Below are 22,036 nucleotides of genomic sequence, written 5' to 3'. Positions count from 1 at the left end.
GTCGGCGGGGGCAGTTTCCCGTCCGGTGGCAGGCCCGACGGCTACCGTGGCGGGCATGCCATCGCCAGCGATCGCCGCCCTGGACGCCGCCCAACTGCCGTATCGGCTGGTCAGCCATGGTGCGGTCGGCAGTCTCGCGGAGGCCGCCGCCGCCCGGGGCGTGGCCGTTCCCGACGTGGTCAAAACGATCGTCGTGCGTCGTGGTGAAGCCGATCACCTGTTCGTGCTCACCCCCGGCGACCGGGTCATCTCCTGGCCCAAGCTGCGCGCCCTGCTCGGGGTGCACCGGCTCTCCATGCCGGACGCGGCCGGCGCCCTCGCCGCCACCGGCTACGAACGCGGCACCATCACCCCGTTCGGCGCCAGCACGGCCTGGCCGGTCGTCGCCGACGAGCGACTGCGCGGCCGGGAGATCACCCTGGGTGCCGGCGAGCGCGGCCTGGCCATCGCGATCGCCGCCGACGCCGCGATCGCCGCCCTCGACGCCACGGTGGCCGACGTCACCGACCCGCAGCCCGTCCGCTGAGCACAGCCGCAGCGCCGGCTGGCTCCGCCGCCACGTCGTGGGTGAGGATGACGCCTATGTCTGCGCCCGAGGACCGCCCCGACCCCGCCGGCACCGTTTACGGCGGCCGCCGACGGGCCGCGCGTTCCGGCCCGCTCACCGACCCGCTGTTGCGGGTGGCGCTCGGCGTCGGCCTGGTGGGCGTACTCCTCGGGGTGGTCTTCGCGACCGGGCTGCTCGGCGGCGACGACGAGCCGGTGGTGCCGGCCACGGTGGGCGCGACGTCCAGCGCGGCGGAGGCCACCACCGGGGCGGCCGAGCCGAGCCCGACCCCGTCGGTCGAGCCGTCGCCGACGCCCTCGACGGCACCGACCACCGGTCCCCGGGTGCTGCGGGTCGCGTCCGGGCTCTGCCTGGGGCTCGACGGCGACGACAAGGAGGCGGGGGCCGAGCTGGCCGTCTGCACCGACGGTCCGGAGCAGAAGTGGGTCGTCAACCCGGCCGGCGCGGGCGTGGTGACGCTGACCAACGCCGCCCACGGGCAGTGCCTCGATGTCGAGGGCGGCAGTACCGACGACGGCGCGCGTTTGCTCCAGTTCCCCTGCCACGGTGGGGCCAACCAGCAGTGGCGGCTGTCCCCCACCGACGCCGGCCCGGTGCTGCTGGTGGCCGCACACAGCGGCAGGTGCGCGCAGGCCGACGACGACGGCGACGAGCCCGACGACGAGATCCGGCAGCGCGCCTGCGACGGCCGGCCCGCCCAGCAGTGGACCGTCGGCTGACCGTCCGACCCGCTCAGCCCCGGTAGCTCCAGGCCCGGGGGGCGGTCGCGGCGAGCAGCACGGCCTCCGGCACCGCCCGGCCCGGTCGTCGACGCAGTAGCAACGACAGCCCGGCGGCGCCGATCGACAGGGCGCCCGCCACGTACCAGGCCATCGCGTAGTCGCCCAGCCGGTCCCGGACCAGCCCCGCGCCGGTGGCGGCGACCGCCGCGCCGAGTTGGTGCGCGGCGAACACCCAGCCGAACACCACCGCCCCGGCCCCGCCGAAGTACTCCCGGCACAGCGCCACGGTCGGCGGCACGGTGGCCACCCAGTCCAGGCCGTAGAAGACGATGAACACCAGCATGCTCGGCTCGGCGGTGCCGGAGAACAGGCTCGGCAGCACCAGCAGGGACAACCCCCGCAGCGCGTAGTACATGCCGAGCAGCAGCCGGCTGTCCACCCGGTCGGTGAGCCAGCCGGAGGCGATAGTGCCGACGATGTCGAAGAGCCCCACCAGGGCGAGCAACCCGGCCGCGGTGGTCTGGGCCATGCCGTGGTCGTGCGCTGCCGGCACGAAGTGCGTACCGACCAGGCCGTTGGTGGTCGCGCCGCAGATCGCGAAGCCTCCGGCCAGCAGCCAGAACGGTCGGGTCCGGGCCGCCGTCGCCAGCGCGCCGAGCGCCCGGGTCGCCGCGCCGCCGGTCGCCGGTGGCGCCGCGACGACCTCGGTCGCCCCGTAGGCGGGCAGGCCGAGATCAGCCGGGTGCTCGCGCAGCAGCCACACCACCAGGGGTACGACCGCCAGCGCCGCTCCGGCGACGACGAGCGCCGCCGTCCGCCAGCCGTGGTCGCGTACCAGGATGGCGATCAGTGGCAGGAACACCAGTTGCCCGGCCGCCCCGCCGGCGGTCAGCACTCCGGTCACCAGACCCCGCCGGCGGACGAACCAGCGGCCGGTGACGGTGGCCACGAACGCCAACGCCATCGAGCCGGTGCCCAGCCCGACCAGCACACCCCAGCAGAGCAGGAGTTGCCAGCTGGCGGTCATGAAGACCGTCAACCCGCTGCCCGCGGCGACCAGCAGCAGCGCCACCGAGACCACCCGGCGGATGCCGAACCGGTCCATCAGGGCTGCCGCGAACGGCGCGGTGAGCCCGTAGAGCAGCAGGTTGACGGAGACGGCCGCGGAGATGGTGGCCAGCGGCCAGCCGAACTCCTGGTGCAGCGGGTGCAGCAGCACCGACGGGGTGGCGCGGAAGCCCGCCGCGCCGACCAGCGCCACGAAGGCGACGGCGGCGACCAGCCAGGCGGGATGCAGACGACGGGTCTTGGTCACGGAGCAAGTCTGGGGCGGGTCACACACCCGCGACGAGTGGCCGGAAAGCCATCATGCGCAATAATCGGGCCATGACCGCTGGCCCGCACCGAATCGCCGTCCTCGCTCTGCACCAGGTGGTCGGCCTGGACCTCGGCACCCCGTCCCAGGTCTTCAGCACCGCCCGGGCCGCCAACGGGACACCCTTCTACGACGTGCGGGTGTGCACACCGGGCGGGCAGCCGGTACGCAGCACCGCCGGCTTCCAGGTGCTCCCCGACCACGGCCTGGAACTGCTCGACACCGCCGACACGGTGATCGTCCCCGGCATCCACGACGACACCGTGCTGACTTCGGGCACGATCGCGCCGGAGGTGACCGGGGCGCTGCGCGCGGCGTACGAGCGGGGGGCCCGGATCATGTCCATCTGCACCGGGGCGTTCGTGCTCGCCGCCGCCGGGCTCCTCGACGGGCGGCGGGCGACCACCCACTGGGCGTACGCCGAGCGCTTCCGCCACCTGCACGACCGGGTGGACCTCGACCCAGGCGTGCTCTTCATCGCCGACGACCGGGTGCTCACCTCGGCCGGGGTCGCCGCCGGCATCGACCTCTGCCTGCACGTCATCCGCCTCGACCACGGCAGCGAGGTGGCCAACCGGGCGGCCCGCCGCTGCGTGATGCCACCGTGGCGCGACGGCGGCCAGGCGCAGTACATCGAGCAGCCGGTGCCGAAGACGACCGACTCCAGCACGGCGGGCACCCGGGAGTGGGCGCGGCAGCGGCTGCACGAGCCGATCGCGCTGCGCGACCTGGCCGAGCAGGCCCGGATGAGCGTGCGCACCTTCACCCGGCGCTTCCGGTCGGAGACCGGGCTGAGCCCGGCCCAGTGGCTGCTGCAACAGCGCACCGACCACGCGCGGCTGCTGCTGGAGACGACCGACCTCACCGTCGACCAGATCGCCCACCGCTGCGGTTTCGGCACCACCGCCGCCCTCCGCCAACAACTCCACCAGCGCATCGGCGTGGCGCCCTCGACCTACCGCCGCACCTTCCACCCCCGCCCCGAGTTGGTCGACACCTGAGTCGGTTGACACCTGAATCGCTCGACACCCGAGCCGGTCGACACCCGAGCCGGTCGGCAACACCTCCCGGCCCAGCGCGGAACCGATCGTCGCGCTCCCACCGCCAGCAGGCACGTTCAGCCGGCCACGCCACCCGGCCCCAGCACGCACGCCGGTGAAACGCACCCGCCCAGGCCGGCAACTCCGGAGAGCGTGATGTCTGTGAGACATCCTGATGTCTGACAGACATCAGGACAAGCAGCGGCCTGCCCTGCCCGCGCCGAGTCCGGGCGCCCGGCGCCCCTGCCCGCGCCATACCCGGACGCTGCCGCCCCCGCCCACACCACCACGCCCGAAGACCCGGCGTCCCTAACTGCGCCACGCCCGCACGCTGCCGCCTCTGCCCGCGCCAACCCCGGGCGCCCGGCGCCCCGCGCCCCGCGCCGGTGACGCGTCTCAGGTGCGCAGGAGTCGGAGTTGGGCCTGGTGTTTGGGGAGGTGGACCCGGGTGTGCAGGTCCAGGGTGCGGGACCAGGGCAGCGGCTCGTCGACGGTGAGGTCGATGCCCTCCCGCAGCCGGGTCTCGACCGGGGTTTCCGCCTCCAGGCCGAGTTGATCCACCAGCGCGCAGAGCCGTTCACTGGTGCCGTGCAGCAGCGCGGTCAGGCCACGCAGGCCGCCCTGCTCGGCCACCAGCGCGTCGAGCTGCGGACGGTGCATGTCATCCAGGTCGTAGTAGGCGAACGTCGACCCCGCCAACAACGCCTCGGTGGCCTGGATCATCAGCTCGTCGTTGGCAACCAGGTGCGCAACAATCTGCTCCGCACCGAGCGACCCTTCCGGAGGCGGACCAAACCCCCCAGCGTCGATCTCACCAAACACCCCGTCATACGCCCGCCGCAACGCGCCACTCTCCACCACCACCCCACCCCACCCGGCCCACCCCGTCGATCATGGAGTTGTGGTGCCCGGTTCACCCGGACGAGCAGCATTTGTCACCCACCACAACTCCATGATCGACAAGAAGGGCGGCTCGCGGCGGGATCGGCGACTAGCGGCGGGACTGGCGGGAGCGGAGGTAGTCGCTGACCACGTACTCGCCCAGGTCGTCGGTGTCCGGGGTGAACATGCGCCCCCGGCTCCGGCGGGCCACCGCGTCGACGAAACGCCGCAGACCCGGATCGTCGCCGAGCATGAACAGGTTGAGCGTGGCACCGTAGCGGCTCAGCCGGTCCACCTCGCGGACCGTCGCCTCGATCGTCTCCGGCAGCGGCGGCCAGTGGAACAGCGCCTCCCCGTCGTCCGGGTCCAGGTGGGCGGTCGGCTCGCCGTCGGTGACCACCAGCACGACCGGCTCGGCGTCCGGGTGCCGGCGCAGGTGCCGGCCCGCCAACCGCAGCGCGTGCTGCAGGTTGGTTCCCTGTTCCAGGTCCGGCTCCACGGCCGCCAACTCCTGCTGGGTGAGCGTCATCGCCTCCCGGCCGAAGCCCACGATCTGCAGGGCGTCCTGCGGAAAGCGCGTCTCCATCAGGTGCGCCAGCGCCAACGCCGTCTGCTTCATCGGCCCCCAACGACCCTGCGAGATCATCGAGTACGACAGGTCGACGCAGAGCACCACAGCGGCCGAGGCCCGCTTCTCGGTCTCCACCACCTCGAAGTCGTCCACCGCGAGCTGCACCGGAACCGTCGGCCCGGCCCGACTGACCGCCCGGGTCAGCGTCCGGACCACGTCCAACGGCTGCTCATCGCCGTACTCCCAGGGCCTGGACGCACCGCTGACCTCGCCCGCCGCACCGGCCGACCGCAGGTCGTGCTGGCCGCGCGGCCCGGCGGTCAGCTCGGCGAAGACCCGCCGCAGCGCGGTCCCACCGAGCCGGCGCAGCGCCTTCGGGCTCAGCGTGAGGCCCTCCGCGTCCCGGCTCACCCAACCCTGGCGGCGCAGCTCCCGTTCCAGGTCGCGCAGCCGGCGCACGTCATCGGCCGCGTCCCGGCCCAGCGTGCGGGCCACCGCGTCGACATCCACGTCATCGAGGGTCGCCCCCGGGTGTTCCTGGTCGAGATGGTCCAGCAGGTCGTCCAGGTCGCCGATCTCACCCAACGCGCCGGCCGCGTCGGCGTAGTCCAGCGGCTGGTCGCCGCGGACCCGCTCGCCCCGCCCCCAGCGCAGGTCGGGTCGTAGCGCCCGCAGGTTCGCGTCGAGCGCTGACATCTCCCCCGCGAGGCGGTCGCCGAGCGACTGCTGCATGAGGCCGGCCAGCTCGGCGCGCTGCCGCTCGGAGAGCGAGTTCATCAGCCGCTCACCGGCCGCCGCCCGGCGGGCCAGCACGTCGATCAGCTCGTCGACGGTCTCCGGCTTCTCCGGGAAGAAGTCGCCGTGCCGGCGCATGAACTCGGCGAACGCGTCGGTGGTGTCCTCCGCCCGACCGTGCCGGGCGAGCAGGTCGTTCAGGTCGCCCATCATCTCGGCGAGCCGCTGCTGGGCGGCCGGGTCGGCGGAGGCGCGCACCGCGTCGCGCAGCCCGGCGAAGCGCTGACCGAGCACGTCGTCGCGAAGCTGGTCGAGGATCTGCTGGTACGAGCGGCGGGCGTCGTCGCTGACCCACTGGTAGCCGGACAGCTCCTGCACCGCCCGCGCGGTCGAGCGGGGCAGACTGTCCAACACCGCCTCGGCGAACCGCGCGGCGTCGTCGTCACGACCTCGCAGCTCGTCCCGTTCGGCGGCGAGGGCCTGGTCGAGCAGGGCCTGCGCCCTGGTCACCGCGCCGTCCAGGTCACCCCGGCGCATCGCCTCGCGGCGCAGCCGTCGAGCCCGGGCAGCCAGGTCGTCCAGGCCACCCCGGCCCTGCGGGCCACGGCGCAGCAGGTTGCGCAGCGCCTCCCGCAGGCTGCCGCCGGCCAGCACCTCCGCACCGACCGCGTCCACCGCCTCGCGCACGTCGTACGGGGGTGCGAGCGGGTCGGGTCCGCCGTTCCACTGCCCGTAACGGAACCGGTTACCGGCCACCGTCAGCCCCGACCGCCGTAGACGGTGCGCCCCGAGTCGGTGACGTCCTTGCCGAGCCGGCGGGTCAGATGCAGCCCTTCCAGCACGAACTCGACGGCGGCGGCAGCCTCCTCCGAGGTGGGCGCGTCACCCAGGCCGAGCCGGTCCAGGACCTTCGCCAACCCGGGCACGGTGCCGACCTGACGCAACAGCTCAGCGGCGCTGACCAGCTCGCCGGTCTCGATCGCGGCGCCGTCCTCGACCAGGGCGGTGAACCCGGACAGGTCCAACCCGGCGAGGTGGGCCCGGAACGTCTCGGCGGTCGCGGTACGCAGCAGGTGCGCGAGGACCTCGATCTCCCGGCCCTCCTCGCCGCTCTCGAACTCGACCTTGCCGCGCAGCGTGCTGGTCACCGACACCGCGTCACCGACGCGGGCGACGGCGGCCTCGGGACGCCCGTCCGGGGTGCCGGCGGCGGCGAGCAGACCGGCGCGCCGCAGCGCGGCACCGGCCACCGTCTCGGCGGCGGCGATGGCGAACCGGGCGGAGACACCGGAGCGCGGGTCCACCGACGGCGACTCCCGCACGGCGCGGGCGAAGCGGGCCAGCACCTCCAGCACGTGCTCCGGCACCTCGGCGACCAGGTCCGCCTCCTGACGGATCAGCGCCAGCTCCAACTCCAGGTCGACCGGGTAGTGGGTGCGGATCTCCGCGCCGAACCGGTCCTTGAGGGGGGTGATGATCCGGCCCCGGTTGGTGTAGTCCTCCGGGTTGGCGCTGGCCACCAGGAGCAGGTCCAGTGGCAGCCGCAGCTGGTAGCCGCGAACCTGGATGTCCCGCTCCTCCAGCACGTTGAGCAGCGCCACCTGGATACGCTCGGCCAGGTCGGGCAGCTCGTTGACGGCGAAGATGCCCCGGTTGGTGCGCGGCACCAACCCGAAGTGGATGGTTTCCGGGTCGCCGAGGGTACGACCCTGGGCGATGCGGATCGGGTCGACGTCACCGATCAGGTCGCCGACGCTGGTGTCCGGGGTGGCCAGCTTCTCGCCGTACCGCATGGAACGGTGCAGCCAGCCGATCGGCAGTTCGTCGCCGGCCTCGGCGACCTGGGCGACCGACGCCGGGGTGAGCGGGTGCATCGGATGCTCGTTGAGCACCGAGCCGGGCAGCACGGGGGTCCACTCATCGAGCAACGCGCCCAGCGAGCGGATCAGCCGGGTCTTGCCCTGGCCGCGCTCGCCGAGCAGCACCATGTCGTGCCCGGCGAGCAACGCCCGCTCGACCTCGGGCAGCACGGTGTCGTCGTAGCCGACGATGCCGGGGAAACGGCTCTCGCCGGAGCGCATCCGGGCGAGGAGGTTGTCGCGGAGTTCCTGCTTGACGGTGCGGTACTGGTGACCGGCCGCCCGCAGCGCGCCGAGCGTGCCGGGCAGGTCGGCCGGTGGAACCGGGATTACCGGGGTAGGCGCAGTCACCCGAACCACGCTAGCTCACATTCCCCGCGGCAACCCTCGCCTAGGCAGGGCCGGACGGGGTGACGAAGCCCGACTCGTAGGCGGCGATGACCGCCTGGGTGCGGTCGCGGACGCCCAGCTTGGCCAGCACGTTGCCGACGTGCGTCTTGATCGTCTCCACTCCGACCACCAGGTGCGCGGCGATCTCCGGGTTGGATCGGCCGGTGGTCATCAACCGCAGCACCTCGGCCTCCCGTTCGGTGAGCCGGGCCCCGCGCAACCGGTCGCCGCCCGCCGGCCCGTACGCGCCGACCAGCTGACGGATCGCGGCCGGGAAGAGCAGCGAATCGCCCGCCGCGACCACCCGGACCGCCTCCACCACCTCGGCGGGCCGGGCCCGTTTGAGCAGGAACCCCGAGGCCCCGGCGCGCAGCGCCTCGTAGACGTACTCGTCGTTGGCGAACGTGGTGACCACCAGCACCCGGGGCGGGTCGGCGGAGGTGGCCAGCAGGTGCCGGGTGGCCTGGATGCCGTCGATGCCGGGCATCCGCACGTCCATCAGCACCACGTCGGGCCGGTGCCGGGCGACCAGCGGCGGCACCTCGGCCCCGTCGGCGGCTTCGCCGAGCACCCGCAGGTCGGGTTGGGCGTCGATGATGGCCCGCAGCCCGACCCGGATCAGCTCGTCGTCGTCGACGATCAGCACCCCCGTGGTCATCGCGTCTCCTCGTAGGGCAGGCGGGCCCGGATCAGCCACCGGTCGCCGTCCGGGCCCACGGTGAGCCGGCCGCCGAGCAGCAGCACCCGCTCCCGTATGCCGTCCAGACCTCGACCACCCCGTCCGGGCTGCCCCCGGACGGGGTGGCGCAGCGCGTTGACCAGCTCCAGCTCGAGCGCGTCCGGGTGCAGGTCCAGGCGTACCGTGACCGGCCCGTGGCCGTGCCGGGCGGCGTTTGTCAGTCCTTCCTGGACGATCCGGTAGCCCTCCCGGGAGACCACCGCGGGCACCCGGGTCGGGTCGCCGGCGCGCTGCGCGTGCACGGCGAGGCCGGCGGCGCGGGCGTCGGTGACCAACCGGTCCAGGTCGGCGAGGGTACGCTGCGGCACCGCCACGGGCCGGTCCCGTCCGCCCTCCCGGAGCAGCCCGAGCACGTGGTCGAGGTCGTCCATCGCGGTCCGCCCGACGTCCTCGATGGCGGTGAGCGCCCGCCGGACGAACTCCGGGTCGGTGTCGAGGACCTCGCGGGCGGCCCCGGCCTGGAGGGTGGCCACCGTCAGCGCGTGACCGACCGAGTCGTGCAGTTCCCGGGCCAGCCGGTTGCGTTCGGCGAGGCGGTTGGCCTGCGCTTCGAGGGCGGCGATCCGCTCCGCCTGGGCGGGGCCGAGCAGCGCCGGCGCCATCGACCCGGCGAGCGCGCCGAGCCCGGCGACGGCGTAGCCGAGGCCGACCAGCAGGAGCACCCCGGTCACCGTCAGCCATCCGCTGTCCCGCCCGTCCAGCGGCCCGTACCGTTGCCGGCTGGTCAGTTCGGCGCCGATGCCGAACTGTTGGGCGATGAACGCCAGCGCCATCGGCAGGGCACTGAACAGCGCGAGCATCACCAGCGCGCCGACGATGAGGTGGGTGGCGATCCACAGCGCGCTGCGCAGCCGGGTTTCCCGGTCGCCGTGGTGCCCGGGCGCGGGTTCGGGCAGGTCGACACCGAGCAGAGCCCGGGCGGCGGCGATCTCCAGGGCCCGGCTGCCGTCCAGCAGCAACGGGACGACGGCGATCAGCACCGCGATGACCAGCAGGACGTAGACCAGCGGGCGGGGGATCGCCGAGTCGGCGAGCATCTGGGCGAAGACCGCCGCGAGCAGCCCGTACGGCAGGGCCAGCACGCCGCCGAGCAGCAGGAACACGCCGCGTCGCCAGGTGGTGCCGGCGACCAGCGGGGCCAGCGCCGCGCGGAGGGTCACCCCGCCATTCTGCGGCCGGGACCGGTCCCGGCGACTCCCCCGTGCCGGGGAGATGTCAGCGGTGGTCGGCGACGTACTGCTGCGGGTCCTTGTCGCGGAACGGGAGGTTGCGCCCGTTCTTGTGGTCGCCGTAGAAGGTCAGCCAGCGTTGGCCCAGCTCGGCGCGGAGTTCGGTGCTGGCGTGCCGGCGGAAGTCGGGCAGCGCCTCGTCCTCCTCCTCGGCGAGGTGCTCGCTGTTCTCCCGCCGGGCCGTGCCGACCGCCTCCCACCACTGATCCGAGCCGACCGGGTGCAGTTTCGCCTCGGCGATGGCGTCGCGGATCTTGTTGTGGTCGCCGATCGCGTCGGCCGTCTCGTCCTCGCCGTCGTCGCCGTGCTTGACCAGGTGCGGGTAGAGGATCGCCTCCTCCGCTTCGGCGTGGATGTCCAGGTGCAGGGCGAGGGCGTCCCAGATGGCGAGCATTTCCTGCTCGTCGCGGGCGTCGTCGAGGCGGGCGAAGCCGCGCCGGAAGGCGGCGTGGTCGTCCAGGATCAGTGCGGTGATGTCGTCCACTGTGCTCACTTCTCGGTTGGGTTGGCGAACCGGGCACGCAGCATCGCCGGCATCGCGGCGAGGCCGGTGATCGGCCGGAAGCGTTTCGCCGCCTCGGCCAGCGCCGTGTACTCGTCGTCGGCGAGGTCGATGTCGGCCGCGGCGGCGTTGCGTTCCATCTGCTCGACGCCGGACGCGCCGGGGATGGCGAGCACGTTCGGGTGGCGCAGCAGGTAGGCCAGCGCGATCTGGCTGGGGGTGGCGTCGTGGGCGTCGGCGACCTGGCGCAGCGTGTCGATCAGTGCCGCGCCGCGTTCCAGGTTCTCCGGGAGGAAGTACGGGTTGGCCCGGCGGACCGCCCCGGTCGGTGGGTTCTTCGCGTCGTACCGGCCGGAGAGGAAACCCTGTGCCAGCGGGCTGTACGCGATGACCACCCGGCCGGCCTGCCGCGCGTACGGCAGCAGGTCCTGTTCGGGCGCGCGGTCCAGCATGCTGTAGCGGACCTGGTTGCTGAGCACCCGCCGGCCGAGCGCCGCTTCGGCGACCTGCCAGCGGCGCAGCCCGTAGTTGCTCACGCCGACCTCGCCGACCAGCCCGACGTCCTGCAGGACCCGCATGCCGCGCATGGTGGTGTGGTCGCCGACGAGCGGGTTGGGCTGGTGCACCTGGTAGAGGTCGATGCTGGTGACGCCGAGACGGGCCGCCGAGGCGACCGCCCGCTGCTGCACCACGGCGGCCACCGGCAGCACGGGCAGGATCTTGCTGGCCACCACCACCGTCGGCCGGTCGTCGCCGAGGGCCGCGCCGAGGATGCGTTCGCTGCGCCCGAAGCCGTAGATCTCGGCGCTGTCGAAGACCGTCACGCCCAGCTCGACGGCCCGCCGGACGATCTGCGCCGCCTGCCGCTCGAAGTCCGGGCCGTACCCCCATTCCCGGGAGCCGAACTGCCAGGTGCCCAACCCGATCTTGGACAGCGGTTTGGGGGTGTCGAGCGCAATGAAACGCATGGCGTCGAAACTACCCCGATGTCCTGGTTCGCACGCCCGATCCCCGGCACCGTGCTCCGGAGTTAGGCTCATGATCGTGACCTATCTCGCCGCGGAAGACCGCTACGACACCATGACCTACCGACGCAGCGGACGCAGTGGGCTGCGGCTGCCCGCCGTCTCGCTCGGCCTGTGGCACAACTTCGGCCCGGACCGCCCGTTCGACCGGCAGCGCGACATCGTGCGCCGCGCCTTCGACCTCGGCGTCACCCACTTCGACCTGGCCAACAACTACGGCCCGCCGCCCGGTTCGGCGGAGGAGAACTTCGGCCGGATGCTCGCCACGGACCTGAAGTCGTACCGGGACGAGCTGGTCATCTCCAGCAAGGCCGGGTACCTGATGTGGCCCGGCCCGTACGGCGAGTGGGGCTCGCGCAAGAACCTGATCTCGTCGCTGGACCAGTCGCTGGGCCGGATGGGGCTGGACTACGTCGACATCTTCTATTCGCACCGGTTCGACCCGGACACCCCGCTCGAGGAGACGATGGGGGCGCTCGACGCGATCGTCCGCTCCGGCAAGGCGCTCTACGTCGGCATCTCGAACTACAACTCGGAGCAGACCGCGCGGGCCGCCACGATCCTGCGTGAGCTGGGTACGCCGCTGCTGATCAACCAGCCGTCGTACTCGATGCTCAACCGCTGGACCGAGTCCGACGGTCTGCTCGACACGCTGGAGCGGGTCGGCGCCGGCTGCATCGCGTACAGCCCGCTCGCTCAGGGTCTGCTGACCGACCGTTACCTGGGTGGCATCCCGGCCGACTCGCGGGTGCGTACCAGCGTCTTCCTCAACGAGAGCGACCTCAGCGAGGACAAGATGGCCACCATCCGGGGCCTCGCCGCGGTCGCCGAGGGGCGCGGCCAGTCCCTCGCGCAGCTCGCGTTGGCCTGGGCGCTGCGTGACCCGCGGATGACCAGCCTGATCATCGGGGCGAGCAGCGTCGAGCAGTTGGAGACCAACATCGCCGCGCTCGACAACCTCGACTTCTCCGCCGACGAGCTGGCCGAGATCGACCGACTGCTGGGCTGAGCGCCCGCGATACCGCGATACGACGTTGGCCGGCACCATTCCCGGGGTGCCGGCCAACGCGGTTGTTGGCGGGGTGTCCCGGCAACGGCCGGACGGTTATCGCGCGCCGTCCCGCCTCGCCGCGGCCAGGACCCGATCGACAAGGTCTTCGACGAAGGGCCGATCCGCCGGTTGAGCCTGGAAACCCGCGCGCACGAGCACCCCGCCCACCAGGAGCGCCAGCGAAGGCTCGACATCCTCGGCCCGCAGGTGAGAGCGGAGGGCCGAGTCCAGCGACCGGGTCCCGGCCGCGTAGAGCCGCTCGCGCAGCTCATCGACGATGGGGTCACTGCCGGCCCGCTCCAGGAGCCCGCCGAAAACCCTGACGAGGTGCCCGTCGGCGAGGTCCTGCCCGAAGTCGAGCAAGCCCGCTATCAGGTCGTGGCGCAGGTCGCCGGTCAACTGGGGGTGCCCGACCGCGGCACACATCTGATCGACCGACGCCCGAACCAGGTCCAGGCGTGTTGGCCAGTGTGCATAGAGGGTCGCCTTGGAGTAGCCCGCCCGGTGCGCGACCTCGGCGTGGGTCACCGCCGCCCAACCCTGCTCCAGGAACAGCGCCGTGGCCGCGTCGACGACATCCCGCCGGGTCCGCTGAACCCTCGGATCGACGCTGTCGGCTTCCTGCTCCACGACCACCGACCCTATCGAACAGCCAAACCATCCGACAACTTCTGAACATATTGTCTATTACTGAACGACTAGGCTAGGTTCACAGGCGTGCTTACCCGACGTGACAGTGCTCGCGGCTCTCGGGTGCGTCGCGCTGCAAGCGCCCGCGATCGTCTTCCACCTCTCCCGGGGAGAGGCCGCAGACACGCCCGTCAACGTCCTGTTCATCGTGCTCGCGCTCTTCGTCGCCTGGGGTCGCCACTCGAAGGCCCCGATCGCGCCTCGGGCATGACCCACCGCACCACCGAGCCGTCGGCCACTACCCACTTTGGAGCAGAGTTGAAGAGGAACTATCGCATCGTCGCGGCGACGTTGGCGGCAGCTGCGTTGTCCGTCGCCGGCCTCGGGGAGGTGACGTCGACCGACAGCGCGCAGGCAAAATCACCAACCGGCCACGATCGAGCTGTGTGGAGCGACAGGGCGCCAATGAACACGGCACGGGCGGAGGTAGGGGTGGCCGCGCTCGACGGCCGCGTCTATGTCGTCGGTGGCACCGTGCAGAACGGCGACGAGCAGCCAACGTGGGCCACGACCCTGGTGACCAGCTACGACCCGCGTACCGACCGGTGGCGGCAGCACGCGCCCCTGCCGCGCCCCCTCACGCACGTCGGCGTGGCCGGGCTGAACGGAAAGTTGTACGCCTTCGGCGGCTTCACCGACATCGTGCACATGCACCCACAGCAGGTGGCCTACGCCTACGACCCGCTGCACGACGCCTGGAGCCGGCTGCCGGACATGCCCCAGAAGCTGGGCTCGGTCGGCGTGGCGGCGGTGAACGGAAAGCTGCACCTGCTCGGCGGACGGGACTCCCACACCGTCGTGACCCTGCCGGATCCGCCGATCTCCATGGGGTACGGCACCGTCCGGACCCACCTGACGTACGACCCGGCGCGGCGCAGCTGGTCCACGGCCGAGCCACTGCCGGTTGAGCCGCGCGACCACGCGGGAGTCGCCGTCCTCGGCGATCGCGTACACGTGTTCGGCGGCCGGGTCGCCGACGGGGAGGACAGCCTCGCACGCCACGACGTCTACGACACCCGGACCCGACGGTGGAGCAGGGCAGCCCCCTTGCCGACGCCCCGCTCCGCCGGAGCCGCAGTCGTGCTCAACGGCCGGATCGTGTACGCCGGCGGCGAGTGCAGGCCGGACGAGACCACCTACGACGACGTGACGGCGTACGACCCCCGCAAGGACCGCTGGACCACGCTGCCGCCGTTGCCGCAGGGCCGGCACGGACTGGGCGCCGCCCGGGTCGGCGATCGCGGCTACTTCGTGGCGGGGGCGCTCACCTGCGGCGGCGGGGCAAGCGCCGACACGTTCGAGCTGAACCTCAGGTAAGACCGGCCGGGTGCCGTTCGATCGACACCTGGACTGAGCGCCGCCGGGTGTCGGGCGGGTCGGGTCACCAGATCCGGCGCCGCCCGGCCCGGTGGTTGCGTACCTCGCACTGGCGTCCCACCGGTGCGGCGGCACCGCGACGCCGCCGGCTCGCGCCGATCAGCAGCAGAACCAGCACGACGGCGGCACCGGCCAGCACCGGCCACCGGCCGTCGAGGTCGGTCACCGCCGCCACCGGCACGCCCGGGTCGGCCGCCGCTGCCACCGCCGACTCGGTGGCGGCTGGCGCACTGGCAGCGGTACGCGGCGCGCTCTTCGGTGCGGCGGCCTTCGGCGGGGAGCCGGTGGCCTTGGCACCCCGGAACACCACGTCGGAGCAGGAGTAGTAGGTGTCCGGGGTGTTGGAGTTCTGCCAGATCGTGTAAATCAGGTGTCGGCCGCTGCGACCCGCCGGCAGCCGGCCCGCCAACTGGTACGCCCCGGCCCGCACCGGCGGGTCGGTCCGGGTCAGAAACGGGCGCGCCTCCAGGTCCGCCCAGGTCAGCTTCTTGCGGGGGTCGTAGTCGGGCTTGGTGACGTAGAGCCGGAAGGTGCCCCGGTGCTCGATGGTGGTCCGGTACCGGAAGGTGAAGGTGGCACCGGTGGTCAGCTCGGTGCTCGGCCAGTCGGTGCGGGGCAGGTCCAGTCCCCGGTACGCGGACAGCCCACCGCTGCACAGTTCACCGTCCGGGATCCGTTCCCGGTCTCGCCCGTTGATCGCGGCAACGCGGACGTTGTCCCATTCGCGCACGGCCGCGCCGGCTTCGATCGCCGCCCGGCAGGCGCTGGTGGCCGCGTACCGGCCCTCGGGGCCGCAGGCGGCCGCCCGGCTGACCGGGTCGGTCGGGGCACCGTGGGCGGCGGCGGGCGTGGCAGCCAGCGGCACTGTCGCGGCAGCGACCAGCACAGTGGCGAGGAGCCGGCGTACGGGCATGAGGACGACCTCCGCCCACTGGTACGGCCGGCGGGCGGCAAAGGTTCGACGCTCAGCGGGCGGGAATCCCCAGGGTGGGTGCGGCGTTTCGATACTCGGAACCGCTTGCACCGAGGAGGCAGAGATGAAGGTACGTAGCTCGTTGCGTGCGCTCAAGCAGAAGCCGGGTTCGGTTGTGGTCCGTCGTCGCGGCCGGACGGTCGTGGTGAACCGCGCCAACCCGCAGTGGAAGAGCCGCCAGGGCTGACCCCGCCCGAGCCGGACATACAGTCGACAACCGCCCCTGACCGGGTCATCCGGTCAGGGGCGGTTTGCGTGTCCGTATAGCTGACTCTTGTCCGGTTTACCGCTGGGCGCGAGCGGAACCCGGTCGATGACCGTGATGGTTCGCGGCACCGCGAGATCGTTCACCTGTACGGCCACCAACTTGCGCAACACGTCGGGGTCGGGTGTCCTCCCGGCCGCTGGCACCACGAAGGCGTGCACGGCCTCGCCGGTCAACTCGTCCGGACGCCCGACGACGTACGCCTCGCCGACCGCGGCGTCGGCGGCGAGCGCCCGCTCGACCGGTCCGGCGTGGACCAGTTGCGCGTTGACGATGATCACGTCCCGGGCGCGCCCGAGCAGCCTCAGGTACCCATCCGCGCCGAGTTCCCCCAGGTCACGGGTACGCACCCAGCCGTCCACGAACACCTGCGCCGACTCGGCCGGGTCCTGCCAGTACGCGGACGCCTGCGCGGGGGTGCGGACGTAGATCTCCCCGTCGCGAATGGAGACGTCCACAGCCGGACGACCGACGGTGGCGAGCCTCGCCGCGTCGGCCAGCATCTCGGCGGGGGTCACCATGGCGATCATCGACGTCTCGGTCTGCCCGTATCCGTGGAAGATCACCGGACCCAGCACGTCGAGGGCCTCCGCCAGTCGGCCCGGCGCGAGTGGTGACCCGGAGACCAGCAGCGCCCGCAGGTGGCGCAGGTCCACCGGGTCGGCTCGCTGGTCCCGGATCAACTGGTGCAGTTTGCCGACGGTGATGACGCTCGCCGTGGCCCGGTGGTCGACCAGGGCGGCGGGGAAGACCGGCCGGGGCGCCACGACGAGGGTGCCGCCCGCCGCGAGGGCGACGACGCCGTACTCCAGCATCACCTGGCTGGCCAGCGAGCCGAAGACCAGGTGGCGCTGCAACCGGGTGGCCAGTTCGGCGACAGCCGGGGGCCACCGGTCCGGGTACGGGGCCCAGGCCGCCGACATGGACGCGTAGGTCTGGACCACGCCCTTCGGCGTCCCCGTGCTGCCACTGGTCCAGGTGATGCGCGCGGGGTCCTCGGGCCGTCCGGCCGCGATGAGTGGCAGCCCGTCGTCGGGGTGGGCGACGAGTGCGGCCAGCCGAGCCGCGTCGACGACGAGGGAGCCGGCCAGTTGCGCCGGGCTGAGGTCGGCGCGCCACCCGGACACCCGCGCCCCGACGGCGAAGGCGGCCATCGTGGCGGCGAAGGCGGCGGCGGTGACCGGCAGGTCGAGCGCGACGCCCACTCCGGGCCCCAAGCCGGACGACCGCAGTCCGGCCGCGACGCGCCGGATCAGACCTGCCATCTCCGAGGCGGTGGTGACCTCGGCCCCGTCCTCGAAGACCGGCCGGTCCCCGCCGGCTGCCAGGAGGTCGAGGACGGGCTGCGGCCAGACGTCAGCGGGCATCGGCTCAGCGGGCATCGGCGAGGACACCCATGACGAAGACCTCGAGGGGTTGCCGGTGCACCGTCGGCAGGTCCCAGGTGTTCTCCAGGTTCTCCGCCAGGTGGTGCTCGGCGACGACCTGCCCGTCGCGCAGCACCCGCACGACGGGGTGCAGGTAGCTGGCGTCGTGCGCGGCGCTCGCGTCGTTCTCGGCGGGACGCGGCACGGTGATGTCGAAGGGGTCGACCTGGTCGTGGTCGGGGCCGTACTCCAGGGTGACCAGGAACGCGAACGCGTCCGGCTCGGTCTCACGCAGGTAGGCGACGGGCATCTCCTCGCGGTAGCGGGCGGCGTCACCCTCGACCGTGACGACGTCGCCGAGCACCGCGAACTGCTGCCACAGCGCCGAGGTCACGTTGATCCGGGCGAGTATCGAATCGGTGATCGCCTCGGGGGTCAGGGCGATCTGGCGGGACGGCCACTGCTGCCCGTGCTGCCGCTCCCGCAGGATGTGGTGCAGCGCCCGGGTGGCATAGCGGAAACCGTGGATGAACCCGTTCGTGGATTTCTTGAAGTCACGTTGCTGGCTGAGGGTGCCGGCGAAGTAGAGGCCGGGGATGTTCACCGACTCGAAGGCCGGCGTCTGCGCTGGGAACCGGTCGTTGATGACCAGTTCCGGCCGGGCGGACTCGGCGAAGATGGACGCGTCGAAGCGGAAGCCGGTGCAGAGGATGACCCGGTCGTACTCGAGCTCGCGCAGGTTCTCGACCGTCCGGGCGTAGCGGAAGAGCACCCGGAACCCGCCGCCCTCCCGCCGGCTGATCTGCTCCACGGTGCCGTCCAGGACCGCGTTCTGTGACTTCAGCTGGTAGGTGTCCAGGAAGTTGTTGTTCACCGCGCGCAGGTGCCCCACGTAGTGGGACTGCCAGGCCAGTTTGATGGAGTGCGGCCCGGCGACATGGATCGTGGCGGCGGTCTCGACGAGCGCGTCCGCGGTCTCGAACGCCGAGTTGCCCTTACCGATGATCAACACGCGCTGGTTGATGAACTCGGCGGGGTCGACGCTGACCGTGTCGTACCGCTCGGCCAGGCCGGCGCCCTCGATCGGCGGCACGTACAGCTGGGAGACACCGGTCGCGACGACGACTGTCCGCGCCGCGCAGCTGTGCTCGCCGGCCTGCACGGTGAACAGGTCACCGGTCTTCGACACGTCTGTCACCCGGGTGTCGTAACTGACGTTCAGACCCCGCGCGAAGTCGGCGAGATAACGCACGAGATCGTCGGCTGCCGGGAAGTAGCGCGTGCTGTAGTTCTTGAAGAGCAGCGCCGGATCGTCGGTCAGCAACGAGTTCCAGTCCGACCGTAAATTGAATTCCGGGTCCGTCGATCCGGTCCACACCTTGTTGATCGAGATCAGCTGGCGGTGCCGGGGATAGGTCTCGAAGAATGTGCCCGGCCGTGGGCCGCCCTCCAGCACCACGTAGTCGTGACCGTCGCGCTCAAGCAGGGCCGCGAGCTGCAGACCCGCCGGCCCGGCTCCGATGATCAGGCAATCGTGCGTCATACGGCGCAATTTACTGAGGCGATTTCAGAGCGCTCTGAGAAACCGTCTCTAGCATCCGCTTCCATGACGATTGAGGTGGATCTGGCAGCACCGCTGCGCCCCGCCGACCTGCGCGTCGCGGCAGGCCCGGTCACTGTCCTGATCGGCGACGAGGTACGCAATCGAGTGGCGACCGGTCGCACATTTCTCGGGAAGGCACTCGGCGACGACCGGGCGATCTACGGTGCCACCACCGGTTTCGGGGCCCTCGTCGGCTACGCGGGCCGCGCCGACCAACGCGACCAGGCCGACAACACCCTCGCCCACCTCGGCGCGGGCCAGGGCCCGGACCTAGCCCCGGAGGTCGTGCGCGCGACGCTGCTGGTCCGCGCCTGGTCCCTGGCCCGGGGCGCGTCCGGGGTTTCGCCGCACGTGATCGACGCGCTCGCGGCCATGCTCGGCACGACGTTCACGCCGGCGATGCCCCGACTCGGCTCGGTGGGCGCCAGCGGCGACCTGATTCCGCTCGGTGCCGCCGCCCAGGCGCTGCGCGGTCGCGGGTACGCCTACGTGGACGGCATCCGGATGCCCGCCGGGGAGGCCCTGGTGAGGGCCGGACTGGAGCCGCTACCACTCGACGGCCGGGACGCGCTCGCGCTGGTCAACGGCACGTCGCTCACCACTGCGGCGCTCACCCTCGCCCTGGAACGGGTCCGCCTCTCGCACCGTGTGGCGCAGACGCTGAGCTGCCTGCTGGCCGACCTGCTCGGCAGCGACCCGCAGTTCCTCGACCCCGCTCTCCTCGCCGCCTACGGGCACCCGGGTGCCACCGAGGTCGGTGCCGCGATGCGGGCGGTCTCCGCCGGCCTGCGGGCGTCCGGCACCAGAGCACTACAGGAGCCCTACAGCATCCGCTGCGCGCCGCAGGTGCTGGGCGCGGCCGAGGACGCCCTGCGCTACGTCGACGGGGTGGTGACTGCCGACCTGGGCGGCGTGAGCGACAACCCGCTGTTCTTCCCGAACGACGACAAGGTCGTGCACGGCGGCAACTTCTTCGGCCAGCCCGCCGCGTTCGCCGCCGACGTCCTGTCCATGGTGATCGCCCAGGTCGGCAACCTCGCCGAACGCCAACTCGACCTGCTGGTGGATCCCGGACGAAACGGCGGGCTACCGCCGATGCTCGCGGCGGGACCGGGCCAGCAACACGGGTTGCAGGGCGTACAGCTCGCGTCGACGGCGCTCATCGCCGAGATCCGGCGCGACTGCGTGCCCGCGAGCACCCAGAGCCTCCCCACCAACCTGCACAACCAGGACGTCATCCCGCTCGGCACCCAGGCCGCGCTGCGCGCCCTGGACCAGGCCGAACTACTGCGCCTGATCACCGGTTCACTCGGGCTGGGGCTGCGCCAGGCGGTGCACGTGGGTGCGCGCCGGCCCACGGCGGCAGGCTGTAACCGCGTCCTGCGGGCCCTGGAGAAAATCCCTCCCATCGACCCGGACCGGCCCCTCGACAAAGACGTGCGAACGGCGGTCGCAATTCTGGAAGAGCTTGAAAAATCTCTGAATTCCAGCTCGTACGGTGAGCGCCGTGACGCTTGATTATCTGATCATCGGAGCCGGTCCGGCCGGCCTTCAGCTCGCCGCCCTGCTCGAGGCCGACGGCAAGCGTGACTATCTGGTGCTGGAGGGGGCCGACGGTCCGGGGGCGTTCTTCGCCACCTATCCGCGGCACCGGCAACTCATCTCGATCAACAAACCGCACACGGGCACCGACGACCCCGAGCTGAATCTGCGGCTCGACTGGAACTCCCTGCTCACCGACGACCCGGCGTTGCTGTTCACGCAGTACACCGAGCGGTACTTCCCCGACGCCGAGGTGATGGTGCGCTACCTCGCGGATTTCGCGGCGAAGACCGGCGTCAAGGTCAGTTACGGCACCCGCGTCACCCGGGTGTCCAAGCGGGACGACGTGTTCACTGTCGAGGCCGGCGACCGGCACTGGACGGCCCGCGCGGTGATCGTCGCCACCGGCGTCTCGAAGACCTACGAGCCGGACATCCCCGGGTTCGAGCTGACCGAGGGGTACGACGTGATGAGCGTCGACCCACGGGACTATCTCGACCAGAAGGTGCTGATCATCGGCAAGGGCAACTCCGCCTTCGAGACCGCCGAGAACCTCATGGAGACCACGACGCTGATCCACATCGCGGGGCCCAGCTCGGTACGCATGGCGTGGCGCACCCATTACGTCGGGCACCTGCGCGCGGTCAACAACAACTTCCTCGACACCTATCAGCTCAAGTCGGCGAACGCGATCCTCGACGGCACGATCAGGAGCATCGAGCGTGACGGTACGGGTTACCGGGTCGCGTTCAGCTTCTCCCGGGCCAACGAGATGGTGAAGGAACTGCATTACGACCGGGTGCTGGCGTGCACGGGATTCCGTTTCGACGCCTCGATATTCGACGCCTCGGCCCGGCCGCGACTCGCCATCTCCGACCGGTTCCCGGCACAGACCGAAGAATGGGAGTCGGTGAACGTTCCAGGGCTGTTCTTCGCCGGCACGATCTCCCAGGAACGCGACTTCAAGAAGTCCACGAGCGGTTTCGTGCACGGCTTCCGCTACGCCGTACGCGCACTGCACCGGATCCTCTCCCGCCGGTACGACGCCACGGACTGGCCGTCCACCAGGCTCGTCGCCGATCCGGCGGCGATGACAGCAGCCGTCATCGAGCGGGTCAACCGCAGCTCGGCCCTTTGGCAGCAGTTCGGGTTCCTCGCCGACGTGCTCACCGTCGCCGGAGAAGAGGCCCGCTACCACGAGGAGGTGCCGGTGGCCTATGTCGACTCGATCGGCCTGCGCACCGCCGACCACGACTACGACCAGGCGTTCGTGATCACGTTGGAGTACGGCCCCGACCACGACCAGGTCGACCCGTTCGACATCACCGTCGCCCGGGTGGCCCAGGACGTCGTCGGGCAGGCGCACGACGCGGCGTACCTGCACCCGGTCGTCCGTTACCACCGTGCGGGCCGACTGGTCAGCACGCACCACCTCGCCGAGAACCTGGAGAACCGGTGGGACCGGCCCGAGGTCCACGTGCGGCCGTTGCAGGAGTTCCTGAGGCACTGCCTCCTCGGTGCCGAGGGCTGA

At 71.9% G+C, this 22,036-nt stretch carries 21 protein-coding genes; 9 read left to right on the top strand and 12 right to left on the bottom strand.

Annotated features, from left to right (window positions below):
• Nucleotides 1-55 precede the first annotated feature (55 nt).
• Together QSK15_RS06005 and QSK15_RS06000 are read left to right on the top strand one after the other, a co-directional pair.
• Nucleotides 56-526: an aminoacyl-tRNA deacylase gene (locus QSK15_RS06005; RefSeq protein WP_285793251.1), complete on the top strand. Its 471-nt coding sequence runs from the start codon at nucleotides 56-58 to the stop codon at nucleotides 524-526.
• A gap of 56 nt (nucleotides 527-582) precedes the next feature.
• Complete coding sequence (locus QSK15_RS06000; protein ID WP_285793250.1) at nucleotides 583-1,287, top strand: RICIN domain-containing protein; 705 nt, start codon at nucleotides 583-585, stop codon at nucleotides 1,285-1,287.
• Between the two features lie 13 nt (nucleotides 1,288-1,300).
• On the opposite strand, the gene QSK15_RS05995 is transcribed toward QSK15_RS06000, so the two are convergent.
• Nucleotides 1,301-2,605 carry an MFS transporter gene (locus tag QSK15_RS05995; protein WP_285793249.1) on the bottom strand — a complete coding sequence of 435 codons (1,305 nt, stop codon included), beginning with the start codon at nucleotides 2,603-2,605 and terminating at the stop codon, nucleotides 1,301-1,303.
• 53 nt (nucleotides 2,606-2,658) lie between these two features.
• On the opposite strand from QSK15_RS05995, the gene QSK15_RS05990 reads away from it, so the two are divergent.
• On the top strand, nucleotides 2,659-3,666 hold the full coding sequence (locus QSK15_RS05990) for a GlxA family transcriptional regulator (protein ID WP_285793248.1): 1,008 nt from the start codon (nucleotides 2,659-2,661) through the stop codon (nucleotides 3,664-3,666).
• A gap of 435 nt (nucleotides 3,667-4,101) precedes the next feature.
• Here QSK15_RS05990 and QSK15_RS05985 read toward each other — a convergent pair whose 3' ends face one another.
• The 7 genes from QSK15_RS05985 to QSK15_RS05955 all read right to left on the bottom strand — a co-directional run bounded on the left by QSK15_RS05985 (nucleotide 4,102) and on the right by QSK15_RS05955 (nucleotide 11,580).
• Nucleotides 4,102-4,563 (bottom strand): hypothetical protein, encoded by a 462-nt coding sequence (locus tag QSK15_RS05985; protein WP_285794344.1) that lies wholly within the window; start codon nucleotides 4,561-4,563, stop codon nucleotides 4,102-4,104.
• 133 nt (nucleotides 4,564-4,696) lie between these two features.
• On the bottom strand, nucleotides 4,697-6,649 hold the full coding sequence (locus QSK15_RS05980; RefSeq protein WP_285793247.1) for a vWA domain-containing protein: 1,953 nt from the start codon (nucleotides 6,647-6,649) through the stop codon (nucleotides 4,697-4,699).
• A 2-nt stretch (nucleotides 6,650-6,651) separates the two neighbouring features.
• Complete coding sequence (locus tag QSK15_RS05975) at nucleotides 6,652-8,112, bottom strand: magnesium chelatase ATPase subunit I (RefSeq protein ID WP_285793246.1); 1,461 nt, start codon at nucleotides 8,110-8,112, stop codon at nucleotides 6,652-6,654.
• 31 nt (nucleotides 8,113-8,143) lie between these two features.
• Entirely contained in the window at nucleotides 8,144-8,800 is a 657-nt protein-coding gene (locus QSK15_RS05970) for a response regulator transcription factor (protein ID WP_285793245.1), read from the bottom strand.
• Entirely contained in the window at nucleotides 8,797-10,041 is a 1,245-nt protein-coding gene (locus tag QSK15_RS05965; RefSeq protein WP_285793244.1) for a histidine kinase, read from the bottom strand. The genes QSK15_RS05970 and QSK15_RS05965 overlap by 4 nt, the downstream gene beginning before the upstream one ends.
• A 55-nt stretch (nucleotides 10,042-10,096) precedes the next feature.
• Nucleotides 10,097-10,603, bottom strand: a complete 507-nt coding sequence (locus QSK15_RS05960) for a hemerythrin domain-containing protein (protein WP_112641993.1) — start codon at nucleotides 10,601-10,603, stop codon at nucleotides 10,097-10,099.
• A complete protein-coding gene (locus QSK15_RS05955; protein ID WP_285793243.1) occupies nucleotides 10,600-11,580 on the bottom strand; it encodes an aldo/keto reductase in 981 nt (326 codons plus the stop codon). Before QSK15_RS05955 ends, QSK15_RS05960 begins: the two co-directional genes overlap by 4 nt.
• 70 nt (nucleotides 11,581-11,650) lie before the next feature.
• Between QSK15_RS05955 and mgrA the strand changes: the two genes are divergently transcribed.
• On the top strand, nucleotides 11,651-12,646 hold the full coding sequence (mgrA, locus tag QSK15_RS05950) for an L-glyceraldehyde 3-phosphate reductase (RefSeq protein WP_285793242.1): 996 nt from the start codon (nucleotides 11,651-11,653) through the stop codon (nucleotides 12,644-12,646).
• Nucleotides 12,647-12,742: 96 nt separating this feature from the next.
• Here mgrA and QSK15_RS05945 read toward each other — a convergent pair whose 3' ends face one another.
• On the bottom strand, nucleotides 12,743-13,318 hold the full coding sequence (locus QSK15_RS05945) for a TetR/AcrR family transcriptional regulator (RefSeq protein ID WP_285793241.1): 576 nt from the start codon (nucleotides 13,316-13,318) through the stop codon (nucleotides 12,743-12,745).
• Between the two features lie 100 nt (nucleotides 13,319-13,418).
• Between QSK15_RS05945 and QSK15_RS05940 the strand changes: the two genes are divergently transcribed.
• Together QSK15_RS05940 and QSK15_RS05935 are read left to right on the top strand one after the other, a co-directional pair.
• The gene (locus QSK15_RS05940) at nucleotides 13,419-13,589 is read left to right on the top strand and encodes a DoxX family protein (RefSeq protein ID WP_285793240.1); all 171 of its coding nucleotides are present in this window, start codon (nucleotides 13,419-13,421) and stop codon (nucleotides 13,587-13,589) included.
• A gap of 194 nt (nucleotides 13,590-13,783) precedes the next feature.
• Nucleotides 13,784-14,695, top strand: a complete 912-nt coding sequence (locus tag QSK15_RS05935) for a Kelch repeat-containing protein (RefSeq protein WP_285793239.1) — start codon at nucleotides 13,784-13,786, stop codon at nucleotides 14,693-14,695.
• Between the two features lie 64 nt (nucleotides 14,696-14,759).
• Here QSK15_RS05935 and QSK15_RS05930 read toward each other — a convergent pair whose 3' ends face one another.
• Nucleotides 14,760-15,668, bottom strand: a complete 909-nt coding sequence (locus QSK15_RS05930) for a lytic polysaccharide monooxygenase auxiliary activity family 9 protein (protein ID WP_285793238.1) — start codon at nucleotides 15,666-15,668, stop codon at nucleotides 14,760-14,762.
• Between the two features lie 124 nt (nucleotides 15,669-15,792).
• Between QSK15_RS05930 and QSK15_RS05925 the strand changes: the two genes are divergently transcribed.
• Entirely contained in the window at nucleotides 15,793-15,915 is a 123-nt protein-coding gene (locus QSK15_RS05925; RefSeq protein WP_030331473.1) for a 50S ribosomal protein L36, read from the top strand.
• Between the two features lie 53 nt (nucleotides 15,916-15,968).
• On the opposite strand, the gene QSK15_RS05920 is transcribed toward QSK15_RS05925, so the two are convergent.
• Complete coding sequence (locus QSK15_RS05920) at nucleotides 15,969-17,375, bottom strand: class I adenylate-forming enzyme family protein (RefSeq protein ID WP_285793237.1); 1,407 nt, start codon at nucleotides 17,373-17,375, stop codon at nucleotides 15,969-15,971.
• The gene (locus QSK15_RS05915; protein ID WP_285793236.1) at nucleotides 17,365-18,903 is read right to left on the bottom strand and encodes an NAD(P)-binding domain-containing protein; all 1,539 of its coding nucleotides are present in this window, start codon (nucleotides 18,901-18,903) and stop codon (nucleotides 17,365-17,367) included. Before QSK15_RS05915 ends, QSK15_RS05920 begins: the two co-directional genes overlap by 11 nt.
• A gap of 63 nt (nucleotides 18,904-18,966) precedes the next feature.
• Between QSK15_RS05915 and QSK15_RS05910 the strand changes: the two genes are divergently transcribed.
• Nucleotides 18,967-20,481, top strand: coding sequence for an aromatic amino acid ammonia-lyase (locus tag QSK15_RS05910; protein WP_285793235.1), 1,515 nt, complete (start codon nucleotides 18,967-18,969; stop codon nucleotides 20,479-20,481).
• The gene (locus QSK15_RS05905) at nucleotides 20,471-22,036 is read left to right on the top strand and encodes an NAD(P)-binding domain-containing protein (RefSeq protein WP_285793234.1); all 1,566 of its coding nucleotides are present in this window, start codon (nucleotides 20,471-20,473) and stop codon (nucleotides 22,034-22,036) included. The genes QSK15_RS05910 and QSK15_RS05905 overlap by 11 nt, the downstream gene beginning before the upstream one ends.

It is taken from the genome of Micromonospora sp. NBRC 107095 (assembly GCF_030269705.1).
Lineage (GTDB): Bacteria > Actinomycetota > Actinomycetes > Mycobacteriales > Micromonosporaceae > Micromonospora > Micromonospora parva.
This window is presented reverse-complemented; position numbering and strand designations above follow the sequence as displayed.